This window comes from Caballeronia sordidicola (assembly GCF_001544455.2).
Classification (GTDB): Bacteria; Pseudomonadota; Gammaproteobacteria; order Burkholderiales; family Burkholderiaceae; genus Caballeronia; species Caballeronia sordidicola.
In genome coordinates this window covers 249830-271893 of sequence record NZ_FCOC02000003.1, presented here as the reverse complement: position 1 = coordinate 271893, position 22064 = coordinate 249830, and the positions used below count along the sequence as shown (strand labels likewise).

Genomic DNA, 22064 nt, shown 5'->3' with positions numbered 1-22064 from the left:
TCACTTCCGGAACGTGATGTGCGACACGCGCCGCACCATCAGCACGGCCGACAGCGCCGCTACCGCCGTCAGCAACACGCCAATGTGGATCGATTGCACGAGCACCTCGCGCGCGCTTTCGATCAGCGCAGGACCGTCCAGTCCAACGGGCGCGAGATCGGCAAGCAGCTTCGAGCGCAAGGCGGAATCGATCAGGATGCGCGGATCGTCGAAGCGCGGCAGCCACGCGGTACTTGCGGGTTCGCCGAGTACGCGAAGCGTGCGCGTGATGACATCGCGATAATGATGCTGAACGATCGTCGCGACCACGCTGGTCCCGAGCATGCCGCCCACCATGCGCGTGGATTGCAACAATGCCGTGGTAATGCCGAAGCGCTCCCGCCCTGCAATCTCCTGCCCGAACACATTCAGGTTGTTCAAAATGAAGCCCAGGCCAATACCAATTCCGGCCATGGGTATCTCGATCCAGACATGCGGCGTCGACGCATTCGCGAACGAAAGCGCAATGCACGCGAACAGCAGCAGCGTGAATCCGATGGACAGGATCAGCGTCGGTTTGCGCAGATGAATCACGATCCGCGTATTGATAAAGCTGCCAATGGCGATAAACATCGCAATCGGCGTGGCGAGCAAACCGGCTTCCTGCGGCGACAATCCAAAGCCGCCCTGCAACAATAACGGCGCGAAGAAGATCAGCGAAAACATCACGAAGCCGGACAATACGGACAACGTGAACAGGGTCACAAGCTGCGGATCCTTGAACAGATCGAGCGGAATGATCGGGTGCGTGGCGCGACGCTCGCACATCAACAAGGCGACGGCCCCGATCGCCACGCACAGCGCAAGCACCACGTTGCCGGTCGTCAACCCGTGCTTGGGCACGCCTTCAATGAACGCCTGCAGGCCACCCAGAACCAGCGCGACCAGCGCCGCGCCCATCCAGTCGATTTTCACCGCGCCCTCGCGCGGCCGCCGATAGTTCGGCAAATGCGCCCAGATGAAATAAAACGCCGCAATACCCACCGGCAAGTTGATAAGAAACGTCGAGCGCCAGCCCCAGTGTTCGCTCATCCAGCCGCCAAGCGACGGACCCGCGGCGGTGCCAATGCCGTATGACGCGGCCATCACCACTTGCCAGCGCACGCGCAGCCGTGGATCAGGGAAGAGATCGGGAATCGATGCAAACGCGGTCCCCACCATCATTCCGCCGCCGACGCCCTGCAAGCCGCGCGCAATGACCAGGAACAGCATGTCGTTGGCCACGCCGCACAGTACGGACGCCACCGTGAACGTGATGACAGCGGCAATCACGAAACGCTTGCGGCCGAAATAATCGCCGAGACGTCCGAACACCGGCACCGTCACCACCGAAGCCAGCAAATATGCGCTCGCAATCCACGCGTAATACTCGAAGCCATGCAGTTCCGCGACGATGGACGGCAAGGCCGTGCTCACGACGGTCTGATCCAGTGCGACCAGCATGTTGACGAGGCCGATGCCGAGCATCGCCATGAGGGCGTGACGAAAGGGGAGCGGGGAAGCGATATGCGGATCGGTGCTGGCGGTGGCTTGAGACACGGGCTAAAGAATGGAAGATGAAAAGGCGGAAGCGCAATTGTATGACGCCATTAATTCATCGGCCGGCGTGCCCGCAACTTACGGAACGATCGGCAATTTATACAGTCGGACAATTGAAATCCGGCAATCACATCGCGGATCGCATGGCCTAACCGCTGAAGGAGAATCGCATGTTCAATCGAATCCTTGTCGCCATAGACGGTAGCCGCACGTCCGCCCGCGCATTCAACGCCGCGCTCGAACTCGCCGCCACGCATCACGCGGTGCTGCAGCCGTTCTACGTGATTGAAGAAGCGCCTATTTACTTCGACGTCCCAGGCTACGATCCGTCGATTCTGCGCACCCAGCTTGCAGACCAGGGTGCGACGCTCGCCGCCGAAACCAACGCGGCAATGAAACAGCGCGGCGTGGAAGGTCAGGTCGCGGTGAGCGAAGCGTCGTCGGTGGAAGACGTCGCGGAACTCGTGCTCAAGGCGGCGAGCGCGTTCAACGCCGACTTGCTCGTCATGGGCACGCACGGGCGCAAAGGCTTCCAGCGCGTGATTCTTGGCAGCGTCGCGGAGCGTTGCTTGAGGCATGCAACCTTGCCGGTACTGCTGATTCCATCGGCGGCGGGTGCTCAAGACGTAGCGGAATAGGTGTTACGGGTGGCCGCCATGCGGAAATCGGTGAACACGCACGAATGCAATAAATTGTCCGTGACCTTTTGACACCCGGTTTCCGTGGAGTATCAATGGGACAATTTCCTTGTTCCAGATCAAGGTTTTACACAGAAACCAGATAACCGAGCCCGCCATGCAGACCCTGCACGAGACTTCCGCCCTAGCCCCCTCCGCCTGCTCACGCCACGCCGGGCAGTGCTCGACCTGCGCGTTGCGGCAGTATTGCGTACCACAAGGCTTGTCCAATACCGACACCGACAAGCTGCAGTCCGTCATCGTCAATGCACGCGCGATCAGGCGCGGCGAGACCTTGTTCCGGGTCGGCGACACTTTCGACGCGCTCTACGCCATCCGTTCGGGCTCGATCAAGACCGTTGTGACAAGCGCAAATGGCCGCGATCAGGTCATGGGCCTGCATCTCGGCGGGGACGCGCTGGGCCTGGAGGGCTTCGACGACGGCACACACGCTTGCCGCGCTGTGGCGCTGGAAGACAGCTCGGTCTGCGTGATCCCCTTGTCCACCTTCGAGCGCGCTTGCCGCGAGACCATCGCGATTCATCGCCGCCTGCTGCAGTTGCTGAGCCGCGAAGTCGTCCGGAAATCGACACAAACCATGATTCTCGGCACCTTGCGCGCCGACGAGCGTGTCGCGGCGCTGCTGCTGGATATTTCTTCCCGGCTGACGTGCCGCGGCTATGCGGGCAACGAATTCAACCTGCGCTTCACGCGCGACGACATGGGCAGCTTTCTCGGCATCACGCTTGAAACCGTCAGCAGGACGCTGTCGCGTTTTCAGGCAAAAGGCCTGCTTCAGGCAGACGGCAAACTGATCCATATCCTTGATTTCGACGGCCTGCGCGCCGTCTGACCACAACGTTCCCAGCGGTTCAAGCGCGCTTGGCATGCCCTCTGCTACGATTTATCGTTTTGCACGGCCCCTGCCCGGAGAACAGAGCGATGAATCGCGAACCTACCCCGCTGCACCCGCTGCTCGCCCGCCTGCGCGAGGCGCGTCAAACAACGGACGCGCTGTTCGACATCGTCAAGCCTGAGTTCCTGTATGAGCGGCCGATTGCCGAGCGGCATCGGATCGTGTTTTACATCGGCCATCTGGAAGCGTTCGACCGTAATCTTTTCGATCAGCGGCTCTTCGACCTGCCCAGTCCCAATGTGGAATTCGACCAGTTGTTTGCGTTCGGTATCGATCCGGTGGATGGCGGCCTGCCGACCGATCAGCCGCATGACTGGCCAACGCTCGAAATAATTCGGGCGTACGTTCAGCGTATCCGCGATGACATCGACACGCGCTTCGACCCCGTCGAAATTACAAGCCGTGCTGATAGGAACGGCAATGCGGTCACGTCGGACGATAAACCCGAGACGCTGCTGGAGGTAGCCATCGAGCATCGGCTGATGCATGCCGAGACGCTCGCGTACATGCTGCATCAGTTGCCGCTACATCAGAAAACCGGGCCCGGCGTAACCGAGAAGGAAGCCCCGCATCCGCTCGATCCCCACGCGGCACGCGAAATGGTCCATGTGCCGGCGGGCGTGGCAACGCTCGGTCTCGCGCGCGAAAGTGAAACATTCGGCTGGGACAACGAATTTGGTGAACACAAGGTGGACGTGCCGGCCTTCGAGATGGATCGCTACATGGTCACGAATTCAGATTGGCTCGACTTCATGCAAGCTGGCGGTTATTCGAACCGCGATCTCTGGCGCGACGTCGACTGGGCGTGGTTAGAGCGTGAAGGCATCGACAAGCCCGCGTTCTGGGTACGCGATCCGTCCAACCCGGACGCGTGGAAACTGCGAACCATGTTCGACGAGATCGCGCTGCCGGCCGACTGGCCGGTGTATGTGAGCCACGCCGAAGCCAGCGCGTACGCGAAGTGGGCGGGTAAGTCGCTGCCGACCGAAGCGCAATGGCAACGTGCGTCCATTGGCGCGCCGCACGCGGAAGGAGGCAACTTCGACTTCCGCCGATGGGAACCCTCGCCCGTGCAGGGACATCCGGAAAATCGCAGTGCCGCAGGCGTCGCGGGCCAGTTTGGCAATGGCTGGGAATGGACATCGACCCCGTTCGGTCCGTTGCCAGGATTCGAGCCATTTCCGTTTTACCTCGGCTACTCGGCGAACTTCTACGACGACCAGCATTACGTGCTCAAGGGCGGTTCACCACGCACGGCCGCATGCATGCTCAGACCGAGCTTTCGCAACTGGTTCCAGGCGCATTATCAATACGTGTACGCCGGGTTCCGCTGCGCACGCGCATCCTGACCGATAAATCAAAAGCCGGCCTCCGAAGCCGGCTTTTTCCTTGCCAGGATCACGACCCGCTCCACGTGGGCCGCCACAACGCCAATCAATAATACGGATAAGGCGCGTAATAGACCGGAGGCGGCGGCGCGTAGTACTGCGGCGGCGGTGCGTAATACACCGGCTGCGGTGCATAGACTTGAGGCTGTTGAATCGTATTGCCCTTCGATGTCATGCATTGCGCATAAGCCGCGTCATATTGGCTTTGCAGACCCGCTGCCGAATACTGAGCGCCATTCGCGCCCGCCGCGCTGCCAAGCAGCAGACCGCTGCCTGCGCCAATAGCCGCACCCGCACCGGCATTTCCAGCCGCCGCCCCAATCAGGGCGCCCGCCGCCGCGCCACCCAGCGTCCCAAGCACGCTGCTATTGACACTGTTCGTGGTGGCCGCCTGCGCCGCGCCTTGCGGATTGCCCGCCTGAAACGCGTAGTTACGACATTCATAGTCGTCCGCCCGAAAAGTGGCAAGCGGTTCGCCAGAACGCGGCAACGCCACGATGCTCGGACCGCTTGGCGGCACGACCGCACATCCGCCGAGCAGGATCACGCCGCCGAGCGCGGCCACACTGAGTAACTTGCCTGAGTTCATATCGCGAAAATCCGAAGTGCTGAAGTTACGAAGTTAGAGCAATTCAGGCCTGAAATGGTTACTCAATGGTTACCAATCATTTCGCAATGCTCCGCCAACCGTTGCGCGGAGGGAGCTTTGCAAGCTAACAGGAAAGTCAGGATCTTCACATTAGAAGATGCACGTATTACATCGGAAGTGTCGGAAGCCCAAGATACGCATGAGAAATGTTACTGAACCACCATTTACACGATGGAAACGTAACAACAAAACGTGCATTTTCTCGCAACGCACAAAAATCGCCGACTTTAAATCGGGCGAAGGAGACATGCGACATGAGTGAGCCACGCGTGGCCGCTTCATCGCCCAACACCGTTGCGCCTTTGATTCGCGTAGCCGGCGTCACCAAGCGGTTTGGCGGCGTCCAGGCGCTTCGCGGCGTGAATCTCGACGTGCTTCCCGGCGAAGTGCATGCGCTGCTGGGCGAAAACGGCGCCGGAAAATCCACGCTCATCAAGATATTGAGCGGCGTGCACGCCTGCGACCAGGGCGTGATCGAAATCGACGGTGCGCGCGTGGCATTCGATTCCCCCGCCAAATCGCGCGATGCGGGCATTGCCGTGGTGTACCAGGATCTGAGCCTCGTCGAATCGATGTCGGTCGGCGCAAATTTGATGCTCGGCCGCGAACCGCGCACGCGCGTGGGCTTCGTCAAGAAGCGCGAACTCATGGCGCGCGTCGGCGAATTCCTCACCGCGCATGGCATTCCGCTCGACCCGCGCGCGATGGTCGGCTCGCTCCCGTTCGCGTATCGGCAAATGACGGAAATCTGCAAGGCGCTGATGGGCGACGTGCGCGTTCTCATCCTCGATGAACCCACGTCCGCGCTCACCGGCGGCGAGGGGGAAATCCTCTTCAAGGCGATCCGCACGGTGACCGACCGTGGTGTTGGCGTGATTTACGTGACACATCGGCTCAACGAGGTGTTCCGCATTTCACAGCGCGTCACGGTGTTTCGCGACGGCGCGAATGCGGGTTCCTACATCACCGCTGACACCAGCATGAAGGAATTGGTCGCCGCGATTGTCGGATCGGGACACGCCGCGCTGCATGCACGGGAAGTCGCGATGGGGACGCCGCGCGAGCTTGGTGGCGGCCTCGGTGCGAAGGATCAAAGCGCGCCCGTCCTTGCCATGTCCAATGTCAGCAACGACCGTCTGCGCGATGTCAGCCTGCAGGTGCGCAAAGGCGAAATCCACGGACTTGCCGGCCTGATCGGCAGCGGCCGCACCGAGATCCTGCAGACGCTGTTCGGGCTTAGGCAGGTCGACCACGGCACGCTCGCAATCAACGGGCACCGGGTCGAACGCCTGACGCCTGCCGCAGCCATAGGCCTTGGCGTTGCACTCGTCCCGGAAGACCGGCATGTGGAAGGTCTGGTGCTGGATCATTCGATTGAACGCAATCTGACGTTGCCGTGGCTCGCCCTCTTTTCACGCGCGGGCTGGCTGCAAAGCCGCGCCGCCGCGCAACAGGCGAGGAGCGCGATGAAAACGCTCGCCGTGAAAGCGCCCGGCCCCGCCACGCAGGTGAAATTTCTCTCGGGCGGCAATCAGCAGAAGGTCGTTTTCGCGAAGTGGAGTCATCCGAGGCCCTCGCTTCTTCTGCTCGACGAACCCACGGTCGGCGTAGATGTTGGCGCACGCGAGGAACTCTACGCCGTGGTCCACGACGCCGCGCGCGCGGGCACGGGCGTGCTCATTGTGTCGTCCGATCTGGACGAACTGCTGCGCCTGTGCGACCGCATTTCAATCGTTGTGGACGGCGCGGTCGTCAACACGGTCGATCGCGACAGCATAAGCAACGCGGAAGCACTGCATCACCTGATCCAACTCCCACGCTTTGAGGATGAGCACGCAACATGAACGACTCCGTTACACCGCTCGCGGCCGATCCGATCGCAAGCCAGCCGCCAAGCCGCGCGATGCGCCTCGCGCGGCTACTGCTGCAGGGCGAACGGCCGTACATGCTGTACGTGGCCTTTGCGATCCTGCTGGTCGTGTTCAGCTTCGCGTCGCCGTGGTTTCTCTCCATCGACAACTTTCTCAACATTGGCCGGCAGACCGCGCTCGTCTCGATCATCGCAATCGGCATGACGTTCGTGATCATCGCGCGGCAGATCGATCTGTCCGTGGGCTCAACGCTCGCGCTATCGGGCATGTCGGCCGCGCTCGCGATGGCGCATCTCGGCGACAACTGGATCATTGGCGCGATTGCAGGGATAGGGACCGGCGCGATAGTCGGAGCCATCAACGGCATTGTGGTCACGCGGCTGAACATTCCGTCGTTTCTCGTGACGCTCGGCACGCTCAGCGCCGCGCGCGGACTGGCGCTTCTCGTCACCACCACGAAGCCGGTCATCATCACGAACGACGCCTTCGTCGCGATCTTCGGTGAAGGCGATATCTTCGGCGTGCCCGTACCGATCCTGTGGACGCTGCTCGCGGTCGTCGGAGGCGTCCTGCTGCTGCACTACAGCGTCTTCGGGCGGCAGGTGTATGCCGCCGGCGGCAATCCGACCGCAGCGCTTTATTCAGGCATCAACATTCGGCGCGTGACGACGCTTGCGTTCATTCTCACCGGCGCACTCGCGGGGCTCGCCGCGCTCGTGCTCGCCGCGCGTTCGCACGCTGCGCGGCCCGACGTGGTGCAAGGACTCGAACTCGATGTGATCGCCTCCGTGACGCTCGGCGGCTGCAGCCTGTTCGGCGGGCGCGGGTTCGTGCTCGGGACGTTGCTGGGCAGCCTGATCATCGGCACACTCAACAACGGGCTCGTACTGCTTGGCGTCAGTTCGTCGCTTCAGCTCGTGATCAAGGGCGCGATCATCGTGGCGGCAGTGGCGTTCACCCGGAAATAACGAGGCGCACCGATGACTCGTGATGTGGGAATCATGCAAAGCGTGAGTGCACGTGACGCAAGGTTCCTTGGTGGTGTGGGTAATACTTAGTACACGAAATCAACGGAGACAAATCATGGATCATCGTCGTCATTCAACTTTCGCGACTGCGCTAACCGGTGTCGTCGCGGCGCTGTGTGCCACTTACGCGAGCGCGCAATGCGTAACCAGCCTGCCCGCGGGATCGATCGGGCCGGCGACTATCGTGGGCCAGGGACCGAATGGAGAAAAAGCCGCATCCGTCGATTCGGTGAAGCTGAGCGCCGCCGAAGCCGACAAGATCAAGGCGGGCAAATACAAGGTCGGCATTTCCATGCAGACCATGAACCTCGACTGGGCGCAACTGCAGGTGGCGGGCATCACGGACACGCTCAAGAAATACAACGTGGAAGTGATCGGCGTGGCGTCGGCTGAGTATCAGGTCGACAAGCAGATTGCGGATATCGAAAACACCATTCAACGTCATCCCGACGGCATCATTTCCATTCCCGTGGATGGCACCGCGACCGCCGCCACTTACAAAAAGGTCTCCCAGGCAGGCATCAAGCTGGTGTTCATGGACAACGTGCCCACGGGTCTCAAGCATCCCGAACAATATGCCGCCATGGTGTCGGCCGACAGCGAAGGCAACGGCCAGATCGCGGCCAAGGTACTGGCCTCGTGCGTGGCGAAGGGCGCGACTATCGGGCTGGTGAATTTCGGTGTCGACTATTTCAGCACGACGGAACGCACGAAAGCCGTCAACGACTGGATGAAGAAGAACCGTCCGGACATCAAGATCAAGCAGGTTGCGTTCACCGACCCGTCCAAGGTCGGGCAAGTTGCGGGCGACTTCCTGACCGGCAATCCGGACGTCAAGGGGCTGTTCGCCGTGTGGGACCAGCCGGCGCTCGACACGCTCACATCCATGCGCGCGCAGGGCGTGACCATTCCCATGACCACGGTCGATCTTGGTCTTGAATCGGCTATCGAAATTGCAAAGGGCGGCCCGCTCAAGGCAACTGGCTCGCAACGTCCCTACGATCAGGGCGTAGCCGAAGCCATGGCGATGATGAAGGCAATTCTCGGCCAGACACCGCCTGCGTGGATCGGTGTGCAATCCTTGCCGGTTGTCCAGTCGAATGTGCTCGAGTCCTACAAGACCGTCTTCAAGAAAGATCCGCCGGCGCCGCTCGCGGACGCATGCAAGAAGGCAGCGCCCGCGTGCGGCTGACGCACGCTTGACCCTTCCTGCAAGAGCGGCCCGACGGCACGTCTCGCGTGCTGCCGGGCACGATGGTCCAACCAGCCAGCGACTGACGCGTCTTCTTTCAGGCATGACTCACGCATGATCCACGCATGACCAAGAACGAACGACTGCGTATGCTTGCCGAGACGCTGCGCGAGCAAAGCGTGTTGCGTCTGCGCGAAGCGGCGACGCTGCTGGATGTGTCGGAGATGACAGTGCGTCGCGATATTGCCGCGAGCCCCGGCGTGTTCACGTACCTCGGTGGTTACATCGTGCGGACTTCGGACGTACCGAATCATACGATCAATCCGGGCTATACCATTGACGAGGAGAAGGACCACTTCGCTCAGGCGAAAGTGGAAGCTTCCGCAACGGCGGTTCGGCTTGTAACGGACAACGAAACAATTTTCATCGATTGCGGCACGACGCTGACCTCTTTCGCGCGCATGATCCCGGCCGAATTGCATCTCACCGTGGTCTGCTATTCACTCAACGTCGCCGAGATCCTGCGGCGAAAGTCCAATGTGCGGATGATCCTGCTTGGCGGCGTCTATGCCCCGTCGTCGGATTCGTTCGCGAGCGAGGAAAGCATCGAGACGGTCAGGCGCATGGGCATCAACAAGGCGTTCATGTCTGCGGGTGGCGTTGACGAAATGCGCGGTGTGACGTGCTGGAATTTTCACGAAGTGGCGATCAAGCAAGCCGCGATGGCGAGCGCGGTAGAAAAGCATCTGGTCATCGATACCAGCAAGATGGGCAAGGTCAAGGCCGTGCGTTTCTCACAACTCAGCGACTTCGATTCGCTGATCACGGAACGCGGCCAGGCGTTACGTCCACTCACTACCTGATCCGACAACTTCAGCACCGACCCTTTCCGGTGCGATGTCACGCTTGTCGATCGAAATGCATTGGTGATATATTACATATCAGTGCTTTCGATTTTTCATGAGGACGTCATCAGGTCTCGCAATGCTCGATCCTTCGTTGTTCGGCCGTCTCTCGTTCTCGCCTGCCGAGCCCGGCAAAGACCCGTTGCCGCCGGGCCGCAACCGGCTTCAGATATCCGGCGAGCGCGATGCCGTATTGTTCGTGCCAACCGGGCTCGACGCGCTTCAGGAAGTCCCGCTGTTCATCATGTTCCATGGAGCGGGCGGCTTCCCGGAGAAGGTGCTGCCTTTCATCGAAGAGCATGCCGAGCGCGACAAATTCCTGATCCTCGCACCTCATTCCATGTTTGCAACGTGGGACATCGTGATTGGCGGCAGCGGTCCGGACCTCGAGCGCCTGCAACAAGCACTCGAGGAAGTCGCGTCGCATTACCGGATCGATCGTCGTCATCTCGCCTTTGGGGGGTTTTCTGACGGCGCGAGTTACGCTTTGTCGATTGGCATTACGAATGGCGATATTGCGAGTCACGTGATCGCATTTTCCGGTGGCTTCATGTCGGTCTTCATGCAGGAAGGCGCGCCGGAAGTCTTTATAGCGCATGGCTTGAGCGACGAGCAATTGCCCATTGAAACCAGCGGCCGCGCGAATGCCGCCAAGCTAAGGGCGGCGGGCTACGACGTGCAGTACATCGAGTTCAACGGCTTGCACGCAATCCAGCCGGCAGTTGTGAACATGGCGATCCAAATCTTCCTCAAATAGCGAGCGCACCGGTGTTGGCCGGTTACGGACAAACGCAACGGGAGTGTACTGATGGACTTCGAAATACCCGAATCACTGGTTCACCCCTTGCTTGCAATGATCGAATCCGAGTCGCCGCTAGCAAGACAATTGAACGAGCACGGTGTATGTCATGGCAACATGCTTGTGTCGAGCAAGCTGTTCGATTCGAAGTCGCTGAATACGCTTTATTCTCTGAGCAAGGCGAATAACGAAAGCGCGCTGATGTTCCAGATGCTTGCGCTCGACAACATCTATAACGCGCCGCACGCTCGCACAATTCCCGCACTCGATCAAACCGTGCCGGGTCTTATCGCGTATCTTTCCCGCGACGTGATCGATGGCTGGTTATACCGTCGCGCCAAGGACGGCACGCTCTTGCCATGGCTCGTGCACCGCATGCGATATGTCGAACCCGAGCAGGGCGCCCCCTATGTGGTTGTCGACATGATGGCCAACACCATGCAGTCGGCCAACTCGGAACGTACCGATCCGCAGATGCGTCTTTCGGGCATGACAACTTCACTGGTTATCAACCGTCACGACATAGTCAACCGCACCATTCCGGAACTGCTGGCCGAGTTTGGATTTTATAAGGAATGCCCGGAATTCAAGCGTGAATACGAGCAACATGCGCAGCGCTTCCTTAAAATTCAGCCGCGTTTTGGCGCGCAGTTCGTCATTTCGAAGGCCGCGTTCACAGTCGATGCAAAGGGTGTTGCGCAACTCGCGCGTATTGTCGAAGGCGTCAGCGCGAAGTGCATCAATGACGAAGAAATGCTTGAACGCCGCTTCCAGATGATGGCCGACGCCGCCTTCTGGCGCAGCGCGAACGTCGAGACGGGATTCGAGAAAGTGCCGCTGCATTGCTACGTGTACCTGTTTCATCTCGAGTGGCATCGAAATATATGGGTACATGTGCAGCACATCACCGAATATCGGTATCAGCCTGAATTGCGCGACAAGCTGGTGCTGCCAAAACATCATCGCGATCTGATCGACATTCTGACTTCGAAAAATCGCGTGTTCGTACAGGACTTTGTGCCGGGCAAGTCGAGCGGCACGACGATTCTTTGCCAGGGAGCGCCAGGGCTTGGCAAGACGCTGACTGCGGAGGTCTATTCGGAAGTGGTGGGCAAGCCGCTGTACCGTGTGCATTCCGGGCAGTTGGGCACTTCGGCGGCGTCGGTCGGCGCGTCCTTGTCCGGCATTCTGCAGCGCGCGGTACGCTGGGATTCCATCCTGCTTCTGGATGAGGCCGACGTCTATATCCGGCGCCGGGACAACGATCTGGAACACAACGCTATCGTGGCGGAATTCCTGCGTACGCTCGAATATTTTAATGGTCTGCTTTTCATGACGACCAATCGTGTGGACGATGTAGACGACGCCATCCTGTCTCGTTGCATTGCGAAAATACAGTATGAAACGCCGTCGCCACCGGACGCGATTCTGCTTTGGAAATTGCTTGGCGAGCAGTTGGGCGCGGATCTCAATAACGATCTAATTGAAGCGCTGTCACGAACTTATCCGAACGCAAGCGGACGAGACGTCAAGGAACTCCTCAAGCTCACAACGCGCTATTGTCGCGCCAAAGAGATTCCGCTTTCCGAAGAGGCCTTCAGAATGTGCGCGTTATTTCGCGGACATGCCTGAAGCGCCTTGCGGTGCGACGCATTTCTCACGGAAACAGGCCGGCGGCCCGGTAGGCAGCCACCGCCTGATCAAACAAGGCGATATTTCCTCGCCCTCTCGCCACAAGCTGAGCACCTTCCATTGCCGCGAAAATCGCCAGCGCTTGTTGGCGGTTTGCTTCTTTCCCTGCCCTGGTTCTTCTACGCGAGAGCACTTCAACGAGCCATTCCACGTTGACATTGATGAAGCGATCCACCTCCGCGCGCACCTCCACAGGCAAGTCATCATGTTCGGCAGCCATCAGCCCGACAAGACACATTCTGTTGTCGTTCAATAACGCCGCCCGAAATATCCCCGCATAACTGTCGATGCAATCGCGGGCCGTCCTGGACGACGCGATTATTTGCCCAAGCGCCTCAATGCCGTCCTCCGTGTAGCGCTGTGCAAGCGCCGCGCCAAGATCGCCCTTGGTAGGAAAGTGATGGTGGATACTCGCACTGGACACACCGACTTCCTTGCCGATCTCCCGAAAGCTCAGCGCGTTATAGCCATGACCCTGCACCATGAGCCGGCCAACGCTCATGATTTTTTCCCGGGTGTCGGTAGTGACCATCAAGAATTTCCTCTTTCCATTAAACATGCGTTGTCAAGCAACTACCACGGAATTATAACCCTATCGATAGATAACTCGAATTGTCTCCTTATCTATCGATAGATTGTTGTTGACAGTTCTGCCGCCGCGTCCTAATCTTCGTTTCGCTCCATTAACCTATCGATAGATAAGGATCGGTCATGAAAATATACGACATTTCGGGTTTTCCCAATCCGGCGCGCATTCGCATTGTCCTGGCGGAGAAAGGCCTGGATGCACAAATTGAATTCGTCAAAGTGGATCTGTTTGCCGCCGAGCACAAGCAGGATGCCTTTCTCGCGATCAACCCGACCGGTACAGTCCCGGTCCTCGAACTCGACGACGGCACATTCATTTCGGAATGCGTTGCGATCACGGAATATCTCGACAACCTGGACGGCAATCCTACGCTTACCGGCAAGACGCCCAAGCAGAAGGCCGTCATTCATATGATGCAAAAGCGTGCTGACGATCAACTGATTGATGCCATCGGCATTTACTTTCACCACGCCACGCCGGGACTCGGCGCTCGCTTGGAGGCCTATAAAAGTCCAGAGTGGGCGCACAGGAAGGAATGGGGAGAACGCTATCTTGAGAAGTTCGTGCGCGGCATGCAGTACTTCGATAGCGTGCTGAAATCAAATGCCCACGTAGCAGGCAACGATTTTTCGATGGCCGACATCACAGTCTATGCGGCGCTCATGCACGCAGGTGCAGCAGGGGTTGTGATTCCCGACGATTGCACCGCACTCCTTGCGTGGCAGGCAAAGATGTCAGAGCGCCCCAGTGTAAAGAATCGAAGCGGACAAGTGATGGCGCTTCCGGCAGCGTAAAGCGCGGCAGCCTGGAACAGCCATACGCGCGTACAGGCTGCCAGACGAAAAGACCATAGCCGCCATGTGCAGTCGTTCGGCTAGACCGCCTGCAGTACGTTGATTGCACGCGCGGCGACCAGCGGCGCGGTCTGCTTGCCGTATTCCGCCATATGGGGAGATGCGGCGTGCGCTTTCAGGGCGTCAATGCTTTCCCATTGTTCGATGACCGCGAATGTATCGTCGCCAAGAGGCGTCTGGATTGCGCCAGCACCAGGCACATCGATCACGGCTTCGTAGCTGATGCATCCCGCTTCTGCCAGGACTGCGGGCCGGTTCTGACTGAACAATGCAAGCACCGTGCTACGTTGACCGGGTTTCGCAGTGATAGTGGCAATGACATGGATCATCCGATGCTCTCCAAATGAATTAAGGCAAGTGACGGCGAAAATGCCGCGCTAATCATAATCCCGATCTTGCACGGGCGTTCGATAGGCGTTCAGTGCGAGGACACATAGATTGAATCTGGCGCAGGCGCCGGCACCGCGAAATAACGCTGCATTCTTTGCACTTCTTCTATCGGGCTGCTGCCGAACAAACGCTTGAACTCGCGGCTGAACTGCGAGGAACTTTCATAACCTACATTAGCGGCCGCGGCGGCTGCAGTAAGACCGCTGCGCGCCATCAGCAGGCGCGCCTGATGTAGCCGCGTCGATTTGATGTACTGGATCGGCGATGTATCCGTCACGTCCTTGAAGTGAGCGTGGAATGTCGACACACTCATGTTGGCTTCCGCCGCCAGTTCTTCCACCGTCAGGGGTTGCGCAAACGCCTGATGAATCTTTCTAAGCGCCCGCGAGACGCTTCCGAAATGCCCCTGCCGGTTCAACGCCGCGCGCATCGACCCGCCCTGGTCGCCCATGAACACACGGAAGTATATTTCCCGCACCAGCGCCGGCCCGAGAATCTGCGCCTCAAGCGGATCGCTCACCGCCTGCAACAAGCGCAGCACCGTTTCGCTCAGGCGAACATCGAGTCGCGTTGTTGCCATGCCCCTCGGTTTTGCACGGCTCAGTGCATCGCGTTCATCGAGTTGCAGCATCAGATCAGCCGCTACATTGAAGTCGAGCCGTAAATAGATCGCGAGCATGGGTTCTCGTTCGGTCGCATCCGTTTCCATTGCAAACGGCAACGGCACGGACACAACCAGATAGTGATCGGCGTCGTACAGATAAACCTCTTCGCCAAGGTAACCGCGCTTGCGCCCCTGACAGACGATCACGATGCCAGGATCGTAGAGCACCGGCGTGCGTGTCAACGGACGATTCGAGCGCACGAAGCGCACATCCGGCAGTGCGGACAAGTTATAGCCTTCAATTGGCGCAAGCTCATATAGCAGCGCAACCGTCTCACGGCGAAGCCGTGTCAAGACTTTGAGGTCGGATTCCATGGCATCAACATGCTGTCTTCGATAACCGCCAGTGTCACATGAGACAGGAATCGGGCGAACACGATTTCTACTCGGCCAGAGGATTAGGCAACCATCGCGGACGAACCGACATTTCTGGAACAACGCTTCGCCTCTAGACTTCCCTCCGTGACGAAAAGAACGCCATCACAGTGTTCGATATTTCACACCATGCCGCGCATCGTCGCGGCCAACCGTCCAGGAGCCACGCGTCATGAGCGATTCCACCCGCAAGACTTTTTTGATCACCGGTGTCAGTTCCGGCTTTGGCCGTGCGTTTGCGCGCGCCGCACTCGATGCAGGCCACCTTGTATTTGGCACTGTCCGCAATGAACAGGCAGCCGCGGAGTTCCGGTCGCTCGATACGGCCCGCGCTCGCGCGGTCCAGCTGGATGTCACCGATTTCTCCGCGATCAGGCCGTGCATCGATAAGCTTGTTCAAGATAACAAACCGATTGACGTTCTGGTAAACAACGCTGGCTATGGCCACGAAGGGATCCTTGAAGAATCGCCGCTGGAGGAAATACAACGCCAATTCGACGTCAATGTATTCGGCGCGGTCGCCATGATCAAAGCAGTCTTGCCGGAAATGCGGCAACGGCGCAGTGGTCACATCATCAACGTCACATCAATGGGCGGCTTTGTCACCATGCCGGGTGTCGCCTATTATTGCGGCAGCAAGTTCGCGCTCGAAGGCATATCCGAGGCGCTTGCCAAAGAAGTGAAGGACCTTGGCGTCAAGGTGACGTCGATGGCACCGGGTTCGTTCCGCACAGACTGGGCAGGCCGTTCCATGACGCGCACAGACCGGACAATCGCTGATTACGACGCGCTTTTTGATCCCATTCGCCGGGCACGAGAAGAAAAAAGCGGCAATCAGCTGGGCGACCCCGCAAAGGCGGCGCAAGCGCTTTTGCGGATCGTTGAAGCACCTAATCCGCCGGTGCATTTGTTACTTGGAAGCGACGCAGTGCAGTTGGTCAAAAACAAGCTGGCGGCGCTGCAGGAAGAACTACAGCAGTGGGAAGCGCTGTCGCTTTCGACCGACTTCAGTGCGTGAAGATCGCTCGCCGCATTCATAGAAAAAGGCAACGGTCCGGCTCCTGGCAATCGGTCGTCAATACGTCCGCAAGACTGCCCGGACCGGACTGGCGTCGAGCGTGGTCAACTTCAATGGCAGCGCGATCAGCTCGTAGATTCCATCGGGCACGTCGTCGAGAATCAAGCCTTCGAGAATTGCCATGTTGTGCGCGCGCACGCGACGATGTGCGTCCATTGTTTTCGACTCCTGCGGATCGAGCGATGGTGTATCGACACCGATAAGCCCGACACCTCGCTCCGCGAGCCAGTCGATTGCATGGGCTGAGATAGCGGCAAACCCGCTATCCCATTCGGTGGTCGGCGCCTTGGCGTAAGTTCGAATCAGCACGCGCGCAGCCAGTGGCAATTGCGCGTGACGCAAAGCCGATTCGAGCTCTTCAACGCTGACATGCGAACCCGCGGGGCTGATCGAAACAACCACGCACTCGCCTATATAAACATTGAGATCGGCCGCGCCGATCGCGTCTCCCTGCTCGTCATAATGCAACGGCGCATCCGCATGAGTCCCCGTGTGCGGCGACAGCGTCATGCGCCCGACATTCACTGGGGAACCCGCCTCCATTTTCCAGACCCGTTCGAGCATAACGGGTGTATCGCCGGGCCAGACGGGCGTATTCGAGTCGATGGGGGCGCTGATGTCGAAAAGTTTTTGGGGCATGTTCTTAACCAAATTGAATTCAAACCAATCTTACGAGAAAGCCGACAATTTTGCCTCATTCCGGTGCGATTGAATGCCTTTCGCTGGTGCATAAAAAGCTTGGCACCGATCAGAACGTCTGGCATTCCATAGGACTATTACCTTTCTTGATCCCACCGGTTTACGCGAGAGATTGTGTGTTGCTACACTTGAGCTGACCGATGTCATCCATCGCGTTTCCTGATCCTGCTGACCCTTAAGACTTCCCACTCCGGTCTATTCACCCGAGGGTTCGACATCATGTCCTACATCAGCGTCGAGATCAGGGCCTACGACGAAGCACGCAAAGTAATCACTGTCGCGTTCAGCGAGAAGTGGCCGGTAGCATTGTCGTCGGCGGTGATCGCAGAATTGACGCTCGACGACTGCGACACTATTGTCCAAGATGGGGAACTCGAAGACTCCGGCCTGACAGAAGATGAAGCGTGTGTGCTGCGCATGCTGTTCGAGGACGAAGGAACAATCGAAGATTGCCTGACCGATCCCGCAAGGCTGATCGGGCGAGTGAACGAAATGGATGAATGACTTAGAGCCAATGAAATGACAGCACATGAGGTCGTCATTCGCGACATTGCGGCAATGACCGTGGCATGCGTCGATCACACCGGACCCTATATGCAGATTGGCAAGGCGTTCGACTTGCTCATCGGCGGGCTGGCAAGCCGCGGCCTGCTTTCGCCGGGGACCCGGATGGTGGGGATCTATTACGACGATCCGGGCATCGTTCCCGAAGCGGAATTACGATCGAAGGCAGGCGCAATGCTGCCGCGTGACATCGAAATCGTTCCGCCGCTGAGCCTGACGCAGATACGCGGCGGTGAATATGCGGTATTGCGCCACGCCGGCCCTTATAGCGACCTGCACGCGACTTATGAATGGCTTTATGGAACCTGGCTCGTGCAGTCGGGTCGCGAAGCCGCCGATGCACCGGCCTTCGAGGAATATCTGAACAACCCGAAAGAAACAGCGCCTGCTGATCTGCTCACGGAAATTTGCTTGCCGCTCGCTTAAGCGTCGTCGTGCAAGGCAAGTACCAGGAAATCAATAAACGCCTTCACTCGCGCCGTGGTTTGCAGGTGCTGCGGAATGACCGCATAAATGTCCGCACCCGGCGTGCGGTATTCCGGCAGCACGTGCACAAGCCGGCCATCGCGCAAGTATTCAGTAATATCCCATTCCGCACGCAGCAAGATGCCATGTCCGTCAAGCGCCCACTTCACTGCGATCTCTCCGTCGTTCGTGGTCAGGTTGCCGCGCACGCGAACGCTTTCGGTCTTCTCGGCCGCACCGTGTCCGCTTATCAGCCGCCAGATACCGTAGCCGTCGTCACCCTGGCGTATGCCGATGCAATTGTGCTGCGCCAGATCATCAGGCGTCAGCGGAAAAGGACGATCCGCGAAATAGGCGGGCGCGGCGCAAAGGAGCCGCCGGTTCGGCGCAACTTGCCGGGCAATGACGCGAGCGTCCGGCGGCTCGCCAAAACGCACGCAAACATCGAAGGAATTTTCGCTAAGCGGCGGCGGATCGACCGATAACTGCAATTGAACATCGACCTCGGGAAACTTCTTCACGAATCGCGATATTGCCGGCGCGATATGACTCCGGCCAAAACCCAGCGTTGCGTTCACACGTAAAAGACCACTTGGCGCAGCGCAAGCACCGCCTAGAAGTTGCGCAAGCTCGTCCAAGTCGCTCAGGATGCGCCGCGCTCGCGCAACATAGATTTCGCCCTCGGGTGTAAGGCTCATGCGCCGCGTGGTCCGGCTTACCAGCGCAACGCCCGCGCGAGCCTCCATTTGCGCGAGATGTTTACTGACGGCCGCAGTGCTCAGTCCCAATTCGCGGGCGGCCGCAGTCAAGCTGCCGCTACCCGCGAGGATCGAAAAAAAGCTTAGGTCTTCCGCCTGAATGGGAGATGTCATCGAGTCATTTATTTTGAGTCGCTTGGGCGCACTGCCAGGCGATCAGAATTCTTAACCTCAAGTTAAGAACGATTTAAGTCTAGCAGCGTTTGCCGGCACCATTTGCGCCTTAGGATGCGTTAGATGTTTAATCGCCAAGAGACTCGACATGAAGAATTACCGCATTGCAACCATTCCTGGAGATGGAATTGGCAAGGAAGTCGTTCCCGCTGGGCAAGAAGTGCTTGAAGTACTTGCAGCGCACACCAGCAAATTCAAATTCGAATTCGAGAACTTTGGATGGGGTGGAGATTACTATCGCGCGCATGGCGTAATGATGCCGGCCGACGGCCTTGATGCGCTGCGGGACAAGGATGCCATCCTCTTCGGTTCGGCTGGAGATCCGGATATACCCGACCATGTCACGCTCTGGGGTCTTCGTCTCAAGATTTGCCAGGGCTTCGATCAATATGCAAACGTGCGTCCCACCCGCATCCTTGCCGGCATCGATACACCACTTAAACGCTGCGGCGCGCGCGATCTCGACTGGGTGATCGTCAGGGAAAACTCCGAGGGCGAATACGCAGGCATTGGAGGGCGCGCGCATCAAGGGCATCCAATAGAAGTCGCCACTGATGTTTCCATGATGACGCGGGCCGGCGTAGAACGCATCCTGCGATTTGCGTTTCGACTTGCGGCGTCGCGTCCTCGCAAGCAATTGACCGTCATTACCAAGAGCAATGCGCAACGCCACGCCATGGTGATGTGGGACGAGATCGCGGTGCAGATCTCAGCGGAATTCCCGCAAGTAACGTGGGACAAGGAACTCGTCGATGCCGCCACCGCACGCATGGTGAATCGCCCGGCGACGCTCGACACCATCGTCGCCACCAATCTCCACGCGGATATCCTGAGCGACCTAGCTGCCGCGCTCGCCGGCAGTCTTGGTATTGCGCCGACCGCCAATCTCGATCCGGAACGCCGCTATCCGTCGATGTTCGAGCCAATCCATGGCTCCGCATTCGACATCATGGGATCAGGTCTTGCAAATCCCATCGGTACCTTCTGGTCTGTGGTGATGATGCTCGAACATCTCGGTGAAATGGACGCGGCCGGCACGCTGATGAACACAATCGAACGCGTCATGGCAGACCCTTCCTTGCATACCAGCGATCTCGGGGGCAAGGCCACGACGCGGCAAGTGACCGATGCCGTCTGTGCGTTGCTTGCATCGCATGAGGCGAATACGCCACAAACAATGTGAACTTGCGGATGCGCAGGCTTGAGCCCTTGCGCACAAGAATCGCAAGCCCTGTGTAGACTTGATGAGTCGATAAAATGACAGCGACCGCCTGCATACAAACACCTCATGACCGTCCACGGTTTTCGAGGCAAAGTTCAAGGAGACACCCAATGTGGTTTGTCGGAAAAAGCGAGCTGCTTTCGCTCATCGAACGTCATTGCCTCGATGAGGTCATGCCTGCATTCAGCGAACATCGGACCGTCAGGAAAAACACGACAATTTATCGGCCGGAAGATTCGAGCAATCATGTCTATTTGCTGAAGAGCGGCAGTGTACGCCTGTTCAGGTTGACTGAAGACGGGCAGGAAATCACGTTGTCGTTCATTAAAGCCGGCATGTTGTTCGGAGATGGCGACGTGCTGAACGAGGCCAATTATTCGCACAATGCGCAGACGCTTGCGCCAAGCATGATCTGCTATATCCGCAAGGCGGATTTCAAGCAGCTGCTCGAGCGCTATGACGTCATCAATCAGTTCGTCTTGAAGAGCCATTACCGCCGGTGGCAGGAAGCGCAACAACTCATAGAAAACCTTTCCCTGCACGACGTTCGCAAGCGGCTCACAAACATCCTGGTGATGTTCGCGAACCAGATTGGAGTGGAATTCGACTATGCGGATAGAGGCGACTCCGTACTGATCGACCTGTCGATCCCGCAAGACAAGCTTGCCGAATTCATTGGAACATCGCGCGAATCCGTCAACCGGCACTTCAACGACCTGAAGGCTGAAGGGTTGACTGCCATGCATGAACGCAAGATCGTGCTGACGCCCCTTTTCGTAACCCGCTACTTGCCGCACAAGACAGCGCCTGCGCAACGGATCTTGCCGGCGACGTTCACGGCGCCGCCTTCACCATTCAGCACCCACTATGTCAAAGCGCCTCTAGCGCGCGCTTGACCGCTGCCACGCCGCTGCGCGGACTGGACAGCACAGGTACGCGCAAGTCTCCAAGCGCGGGCACGAGACGCGCCATGGAAACCTGCGCGAGCACCACGACGTCGACTTCATCGGCAAGCGTGACGATCGTCTGCTTGAGTATGGCGTCGTGGCGCGTACCGTCTCCCGCCAGCAGTGCTTCGAACGCGCCTTCCGCGATCCGCTCCGTTACTTCCACTGTGCGCTCGAGTTCGGCGGCCTTGCGCCGGATCAGCCGCACGGTCGGGTCCAGCGTTGTCGATACCGTTGCGACCACGCCGATACGCCGCCCGATCGCGCTTGCTTCTTCGGCCATCGACTCGTCGATCTTTACTATAGGCGTGCGAATGAATGCCTTCAGCGAGTCGGATGCCTCGCCCACGGACGAACACGCGTTCAGGATGATGTCCGCGCCCATTGCCTGCGCGTTCAGCATATAGCTATAAATGCGGCTCGCGACTTCCGGCGTCAGATGGCCGGCTGCGCGCACGTCGTTCAGCAAGCTGTCGTCCATGATGTTGATCACGCGCGCGTCGGCGATCAATTCGTTGAGTTGCTCCTTGATTGGCAAAACGGTCACGGGTCCGGTGTGAATCACAGCTATCGTTGTCATGGTCTTGAGT

The 22064-nt window shown here is 58.7% G+C and carries 23 protein-coding genes; 15 read left to right on the top strand and 8 right to left on the bottom strand.

Annotated features, from left to right (window positions below; genetic code table 11):
- A complete protein-coding gene (locus tag AWB64_RS07565) occupies nucleotides 1–1506 on the bottom strand; it encodes an MFS transporter (protein WP_060818402.1) in 1506 nt (501 codons plus the stop codon).
- 242 nt (nucleotides 1507–1748) lie between these two features.
- On the opposite strand from AWB64_RS07565, the gene AWB64_RS07560 reads away from it, so the two are divergent.
- The 3 genes from AWB64_RS07560 to AWB64_RS07550 all read left to right on the top strand — a co-directional run bounded on the left by AWB64_RS07560 (nucleotide 1749) and on the right by AWB64_RS07550 (nucleotide 4520).
- Nucleotides 1749–2216 (top strand): universal stress protein, encoded by a 468-nt coding sequence (locus tag AWB64_RS07560; RefSeq protein ID WP_060818079.1) that lies wholly within the window; start codon nucleotides 1749–1751, stop codon nucleotides 2214–2216.
- Nucleotides 2217–2373: 157 nt separating this feature from the next.
- Nucleotides 2374–3108, top strand: a complete 735-nt coding sequence (locus tag AWB64_RS07555; RefSeq protein WP_060818078.1) for a helix-turn-helix domain-containing protein — start codon at nucleotides 2374–2376, stop codon at nucleotides 3106–3108.
- 89 nt (nucleotides 3109–3197) lie between these two features.
- On the top strand, nucleotides 3198–4520 hold the full coding sequence (locus AWB64_RS07550; protein WP_060818077.1) for an SUMF1/EgtB/PvdO family nonheme iron enzyme: 1323 nt from the start codon (nucleotides 3198–3200) through the stop codon (nucleotides 4518–4520).
- Nucleotides 4521–4605: 85 nt separating this feature from the next.
- Here AWB64_RS07550 and AWB64_RS07545 read toward each other — a convergent pair whose 3' ends face one another.
- Complete coding sequence (locus AWB64_RS07545; RefSeq protein WP_060818076.1) at nucleotides 4606–5148, bottom strand: glycine zipper family protein; 543 nt, start codon at nucleotides 5146–5148, stop codon at nucleotides 4606–4608.
- A gap of 314 nt (nucleotides 5149–5462) precedes the next feature.
- On the opposite strand from AWB64_RS07545, the gene AWB64_RS07540 reads away from it, so the two are divergent.
- From AWB64_RS07540 to AWB64_RS07515, 6 genes are all read left to right on the top strand, one after another.
- Nucleotides 5463–7052 (top strand): sugar ABC transporter ATP-binding protein, encoded by a 1590-nt coding sequence (locus tag AWB64_RS07540; protein ID WP_060818075.1) that lies wholly within the window; start codon nucleotides 5463–5465, stop codon nucleotides 7050–7052.
- Nucleotides 7049–8047 (top strand): ABC transporter permease, encoded by a 999-nt coding sequence (locus AWB64_RS07535; protein WP_060818074.1) that lies wholly within the window; start codon nucleotides 7049–7051, stop codon nucleotides 8045–8047. Before AWB64_RS07540 ends, AWB64_RS07535 begins: the two co-directional genes overlap by 4 nt.
- Before the next feature lie 115 nt (nucleotides 8048–8162).
- Nucleotides 8163–9299, top strand: a complete 1137-nt coding sequence (locus AWB64_RS07530) for a substrate-binding domain-containing protein (RefSeq protein ID WP_060818073.1) — start codon at nucleotides 8163–8165, stop codon at nucleotides 9297–9299.
- 125 nt (nucleotides 9300–9424) lie between these two features.
- Nucleotides 9425–10162: a DeoR/GlpR family DNA-binding transcription regulator gene (locus AWB64_RS07525; RefSeq protein WP_060818072.1), complete on the top strand. Its 738-nt coding sequence runs from the start codon at nucleotides 9425–9427 to the stop codon at nucleotides 10160–10162.
- A gap of 121 nt (nucleotides 10163–10283) precedes the next feature.
- Nucleotides 10284–10961: an alpha/beta hydrolase gene (locus tag AWB64_RS07520; RefSeq protein ID WP_060818071.1), complete on the top strand. Its 678-nt coding sequence runs from the start codon at nucleotides 10284–10286 to the stop codon at nucleotides 10959–10961.
- Between the two features lie 51 nt (nucleotides 10962–11012).
- Nucleotides 11013–12635: an ATP-binding protein gene (locus AWB64_RS07515; protein WP_060818070.1), complete on the top strand. Its 1623-nt coding sequence runs from the start codon at nucleotides 11013–11015 to the stop codon at nucleotides 12633–12635.
- A gap of 25 nt (nucleotides 12636–12660) precedes the next feature.
- Here the strand turns inward: AWB64_RS07515 and AWB64_RS07510 are convergent, their stop codons facing one another.
- On the bottom strand, nucleotides 12661–13227 hold the full coding sequence (locus AWB64_RS07510; protein ID WP_060818401.1) for a TetR/AcrR family transcriptional regulator: 567 nt from the start codon (nucleotides 13225–13227) through the stop codon (nucleotides 12661–12663).
- A gap of 179 nt (nucleotides 13228–13406) precedes the next feature.
- Here AWB64_RS07510 and AWB64_RS07505 point away from each other — a divergent pair, with 179 nt between their 5' ends.
- Entirely contained in the window at nucleotides 13407–14078 is a 672-nt protein-coding gene (locus AWB64_RS07505) for a glutathione S-transferase family protein (RefSeq protein WP_060818069.1), read from the top strand.
- A gap of 80 nt (nucleotides 14079–14158) precedes the next feature.
- Here AWB64_RS07505 and AWB64_RS07500 read toward each other — a convergent pair whose 3' ends face one another.
- Nucleotides 14159–14467, bottom strand: a complete 309-nt coding sequence (locus AWB64_RS07500) for a putative quinol monooxygenase (protein ID WP_060818068.1) — start codon at nucleotides 14465–14467, stop codon at nucleotides 14159–14161.
- An 89-nt stretch (nucleotides 14468–14556) separates the two neighbouring features.
- Complete coding sequence (locus AWB64_RS07495; RefSeq protein WP_060818067.1) at nucleotides 14557–15507, bottom strand: AraC family transcriptional regulator; 951 nt, start codon at nucleotides 15505–15507, stop codon at nucleotides 14557–14559.
- Between the two features lie 232 nt (nucleotides 15508–15739).
- Between AWB64_RS07495 and AWB64_RS07490 the strand changes: the two genes are divergently transcribed.
- Entirely contained in the window at nucleotides 15740–16585 is an 846-nt protein-coding gene (locus AWB64_RS07490; RefSeq protein ID WP_060818066.1) for an oxidoreductase, read from the top strand.
- A 57-nt stretch (nucleotides 16586–16642) separates the two neighbouring features.
- Here the strand turns inward: AWB64_RS07490 and kynB are convergent, their stop codons facing one another.
- Nucleotides 16643–17284, bottom strand: a complete 642-nt coding sequence (gene kynB / locus AWB64_RS07485) for an arylformamidase (RefSeq protein WP_060818065.1) — start codon at nucleotides 17282–17284, stop codon at nucleotides 16643–16645.
- Between the two features lie 279 nt (nucleotides 17285–17563).
- Between kynB and AWB64_RS07480 the strand changes: the two genes are divergently transcribed.
- Together AWB64_RS07480 and AWB64_RS07475 are read left to right on the top strand one after the other, a co-directional pair.
- Nucleotides 17564–17848 carry a hypothetical protein gene (locus AWB64_RS07480; RefSeq protein ID WP_060818064.1) on the top strand — a complete coding sequence of 95 codons (285 nt, stop codon included), beginning with the start codon at nucleotides 17564–17566 and terminating at the stop codon, nucleotides 17846–17848.
- 15 nt (nucleotides 17849–17863) lie between these two features.
- Nucleotides 17864–18334 carry an AraC family transcriptional regulator gene (locus AWB64_RS07475; RefSeq protein ID WP_060818063.1) on the top strand — a complete coding sequence of 157 codons (471 nt, stop codon included), beginning with the start codon at nucleotides 17864–17866 and terminating at the stop codon, nucleotides 18332–18334.
- On the opposite strand, the gene AWB64_RS07470 is transcribed toward AWB64_RS07475, so the two are convergent.
- Nucleotides 18331–19245, bottom strand: a complete 915-nt coding sequence (locus AWB64_RS07470; protein ID WP_060818062.1) for a LysR family transcriptional regulator — start codon at nucleotides 19243–19245, stop codon at nucleotides 18331–18333. The two genes, AWB64_RS07475 and AWB64_RS07470, sit on opposite strands and share 4 nt — an antisense overlap.
- A gap of 148 nt (nucleotides 19246–19393) precedes the next feature.
- Here AWB64_RS07470 and AWB64_RS07465 point away from each other — a divergent pair, with 148 nt between their 5' ends.
- Nucleotides 19394–20488, top strand: a complete 1095-nt coding sequence (locus AWB64_RS07465) for a tartrate dehydrogenase (protein ID WP_060818061.1) — start codon at nucleotides 19394–19396, stop codon at nucleotides 20486–20488.
- 149 nt (nucleotides 20489–20637) lie between these two features.
- Nucleotides 20638–21423 carry a Crp/Fnr family transcriptional regulator gene (locus AWB64_RS07460; RefSeq protein ID WP_060818060.1) on the top strand — a complete coding sequence of 262 codons (786 nt, stop codon included), beginning with the start codon at nucleotides 20638–20640 and terminating at the stop codon, nucleotides 21421–21423.
- On the opposite strand, the gene AWB64_RS07455 is transcribed toward AWB64_RS07460, so the two are convergent.
- The gene (locus tag AWB64_RS07455) at nucleotides 21398–22054 is read right to left on the bottom strand and encodes an aspartate/glutamate racemase family protein (RefSeq protein WP_060818059.1); all 657 of its coding nucleotides are present in this window, start codon (nucleotides 22052–22054) and stop codon (nucleotides 21398–21400) included. The genes AWB64_RS07460 and AWB64_RS07455 overlap by 26 nt on opposite strands.
- Between the last annotated feature and the right edge of the window lie 10 nt (nucleotides 22055–22064).

Bases quoted from the DNA above. Each gene is read 5' to 3' on its own strand.
- AWB64_RS07550 (WP_060818077.1), top strand. From the start codon at position 3,198: ATGAATCGCGAACCTACCCCGCTGCACCCGCTGCTCGCCCGCCTGCGC.
- AWB64_RS07540 (WP_060818075.1), top strand. From the start codon at position 5,463: ATGAGTGAGCCACGCGTGGCCGCTTCATCGCCCAACACCGTTGCGCCT.
- AWB64_RS07475 (WP_060818063.1), top strand. From the start codon at position 17,864: ATGACAGCACATGAGGTCGTCATTCGCGACATTGCGGCAATGACCGTG.
- AWB64_RS07455 (WP_060818059.1), bottom strand. From the start codon at position 22,054: ATGACAACGATAGCTGTGATTCACACCGGACCCGTGACCGTTTTGCCA.
- AWB64_RS07565 (WP_060818402.1), bottom strand. From the start codon at position 1,506: ATGCTCGGCATCGGCCTCGTCAACATGCTGGTCGCACTGGATCAGACC.
- AWB64_RS07535 (WP_060818074.1), top strand. From the start codon at position 7,049: ATGAACGACTCCGTTACACCGCTCGCGGCCGATCCGATCGCAAGCCAG.
- AWB64_RS07460 (WP_060818060.1), top strand. From the start codon at position 20,638: ATGTGGTTTGTCGGAAAAAGCGAGCTGCTTTCGCTCATCGAACGTCAT.
- AWB64_RS07480 (WP_060818064.1), top strand. From the start codon at position 17,564: ATGTCCTACATCAGCGTCGAGATCAGGGCCTACGACGAAGCACGCAAA.
- AWB64_RS07560 (WP_060818079.1), top strand. From the start codon at position 1,749: ATGTTCAATCGAATCCTTGTCGCCATAGACGGTAGCCGCACGTCCGCC.
- AWB64_RS07500 (WP_060818068.1), bottom strand. From the start codon at position 14,467: ATGATCCATGTCATTGCCACTATCACTGCGAAACCCGGTCAACGTAGC.
- AWB64_RS07490 (WP_060818066.1), top strand. From the start codon at position 15,740: ATGAGCGATTCCACCCGCAAGACTTTTTTGATCACCGGTGTCAGTTCC.
- AWB64_RS07495 (WP_060818067.1), bottom strand. From the start codon at position 15,507: ATGGAATCCGACCTCAAAGTCTTGACACGGCTTCGCCGTGAGACGGTT.
- AWB64_RS07505 (WP_060818069.1), top strand. From the start codon at position 13,407: ATGAAAATATACGACATTTCGGGTTTTCCCAATCCGGCGCGCATTCGC.
- AWB64_RS07520 (WP_060818071.1), top strand. From the start codon at position 10,284: ATGCTCGATCCTTCGTTGTTCGGCCGTCTCTCGTTCTCGCCTGCCGAG.
- AWB64_RS07530 (WP_060818073.1), top strand. From the start codon at position 8,163: ATGGATCATCGTCGTCATTCAACTTTCGCGACTGCGCTAACCGGTGTC.
- AWB64_RS07470 (WP_060818062.1), bottom strand. From the start codon at position 19,245: ATGACATCTCCCATTCAGGCGGAAGACCTAAGCTTTTTTTCGATCCTC.
- AWB64_RS07510 (WP_060818401.1), bottom strand. From the start codon at position 13,227: ATGGTCACTACCGACACCCGGGAAAAAATCATGAGCGTTGGCCGGCTC.
- AWB64_RS07465 (WP_060818061.1), top strand. From the start codon at position 19,394: ATGAAGAATTACCGCATTGCAACCATTCCTGGAGATGGAATTGGCAAG.
- AWB64_RS07555 (WP_060818078.1), top strand. From the start codon at position 2,374: ATGCAGACCCTGCACGAGACTTCCGCCCTAGCCCCCTCCGCCTGCTCA.
- kynB (WP_060818065.1), bottom strand. From the start codon at position 17,284: ATGCCCCAAAAACTTTTCGACATCAGCGCCCCCATCGACTCGAATACG.
- AWB64_RS07545 (WP_060818076.1), bottom strand. From the start codon at position 5,148: ATGAACTCAGGCAAGTTACTCAGTGTGGCCGCGCTCGGCGGCGTGATC.
- AWB64_RS07515 (WP_060818070.1), top strand. From the start codon at position 11,013: ATGGACTTCGAAATACCCGAATCACTGGTTCACCCCTTGCTTGCAATG.
- AWB64_RS07525 (WP_060818072.1), top strand. From the start codon at position 9,425: ATGACCAAGAACGAACGACTGCGTATGCTTGCCGAGACGCTGCGCGAG.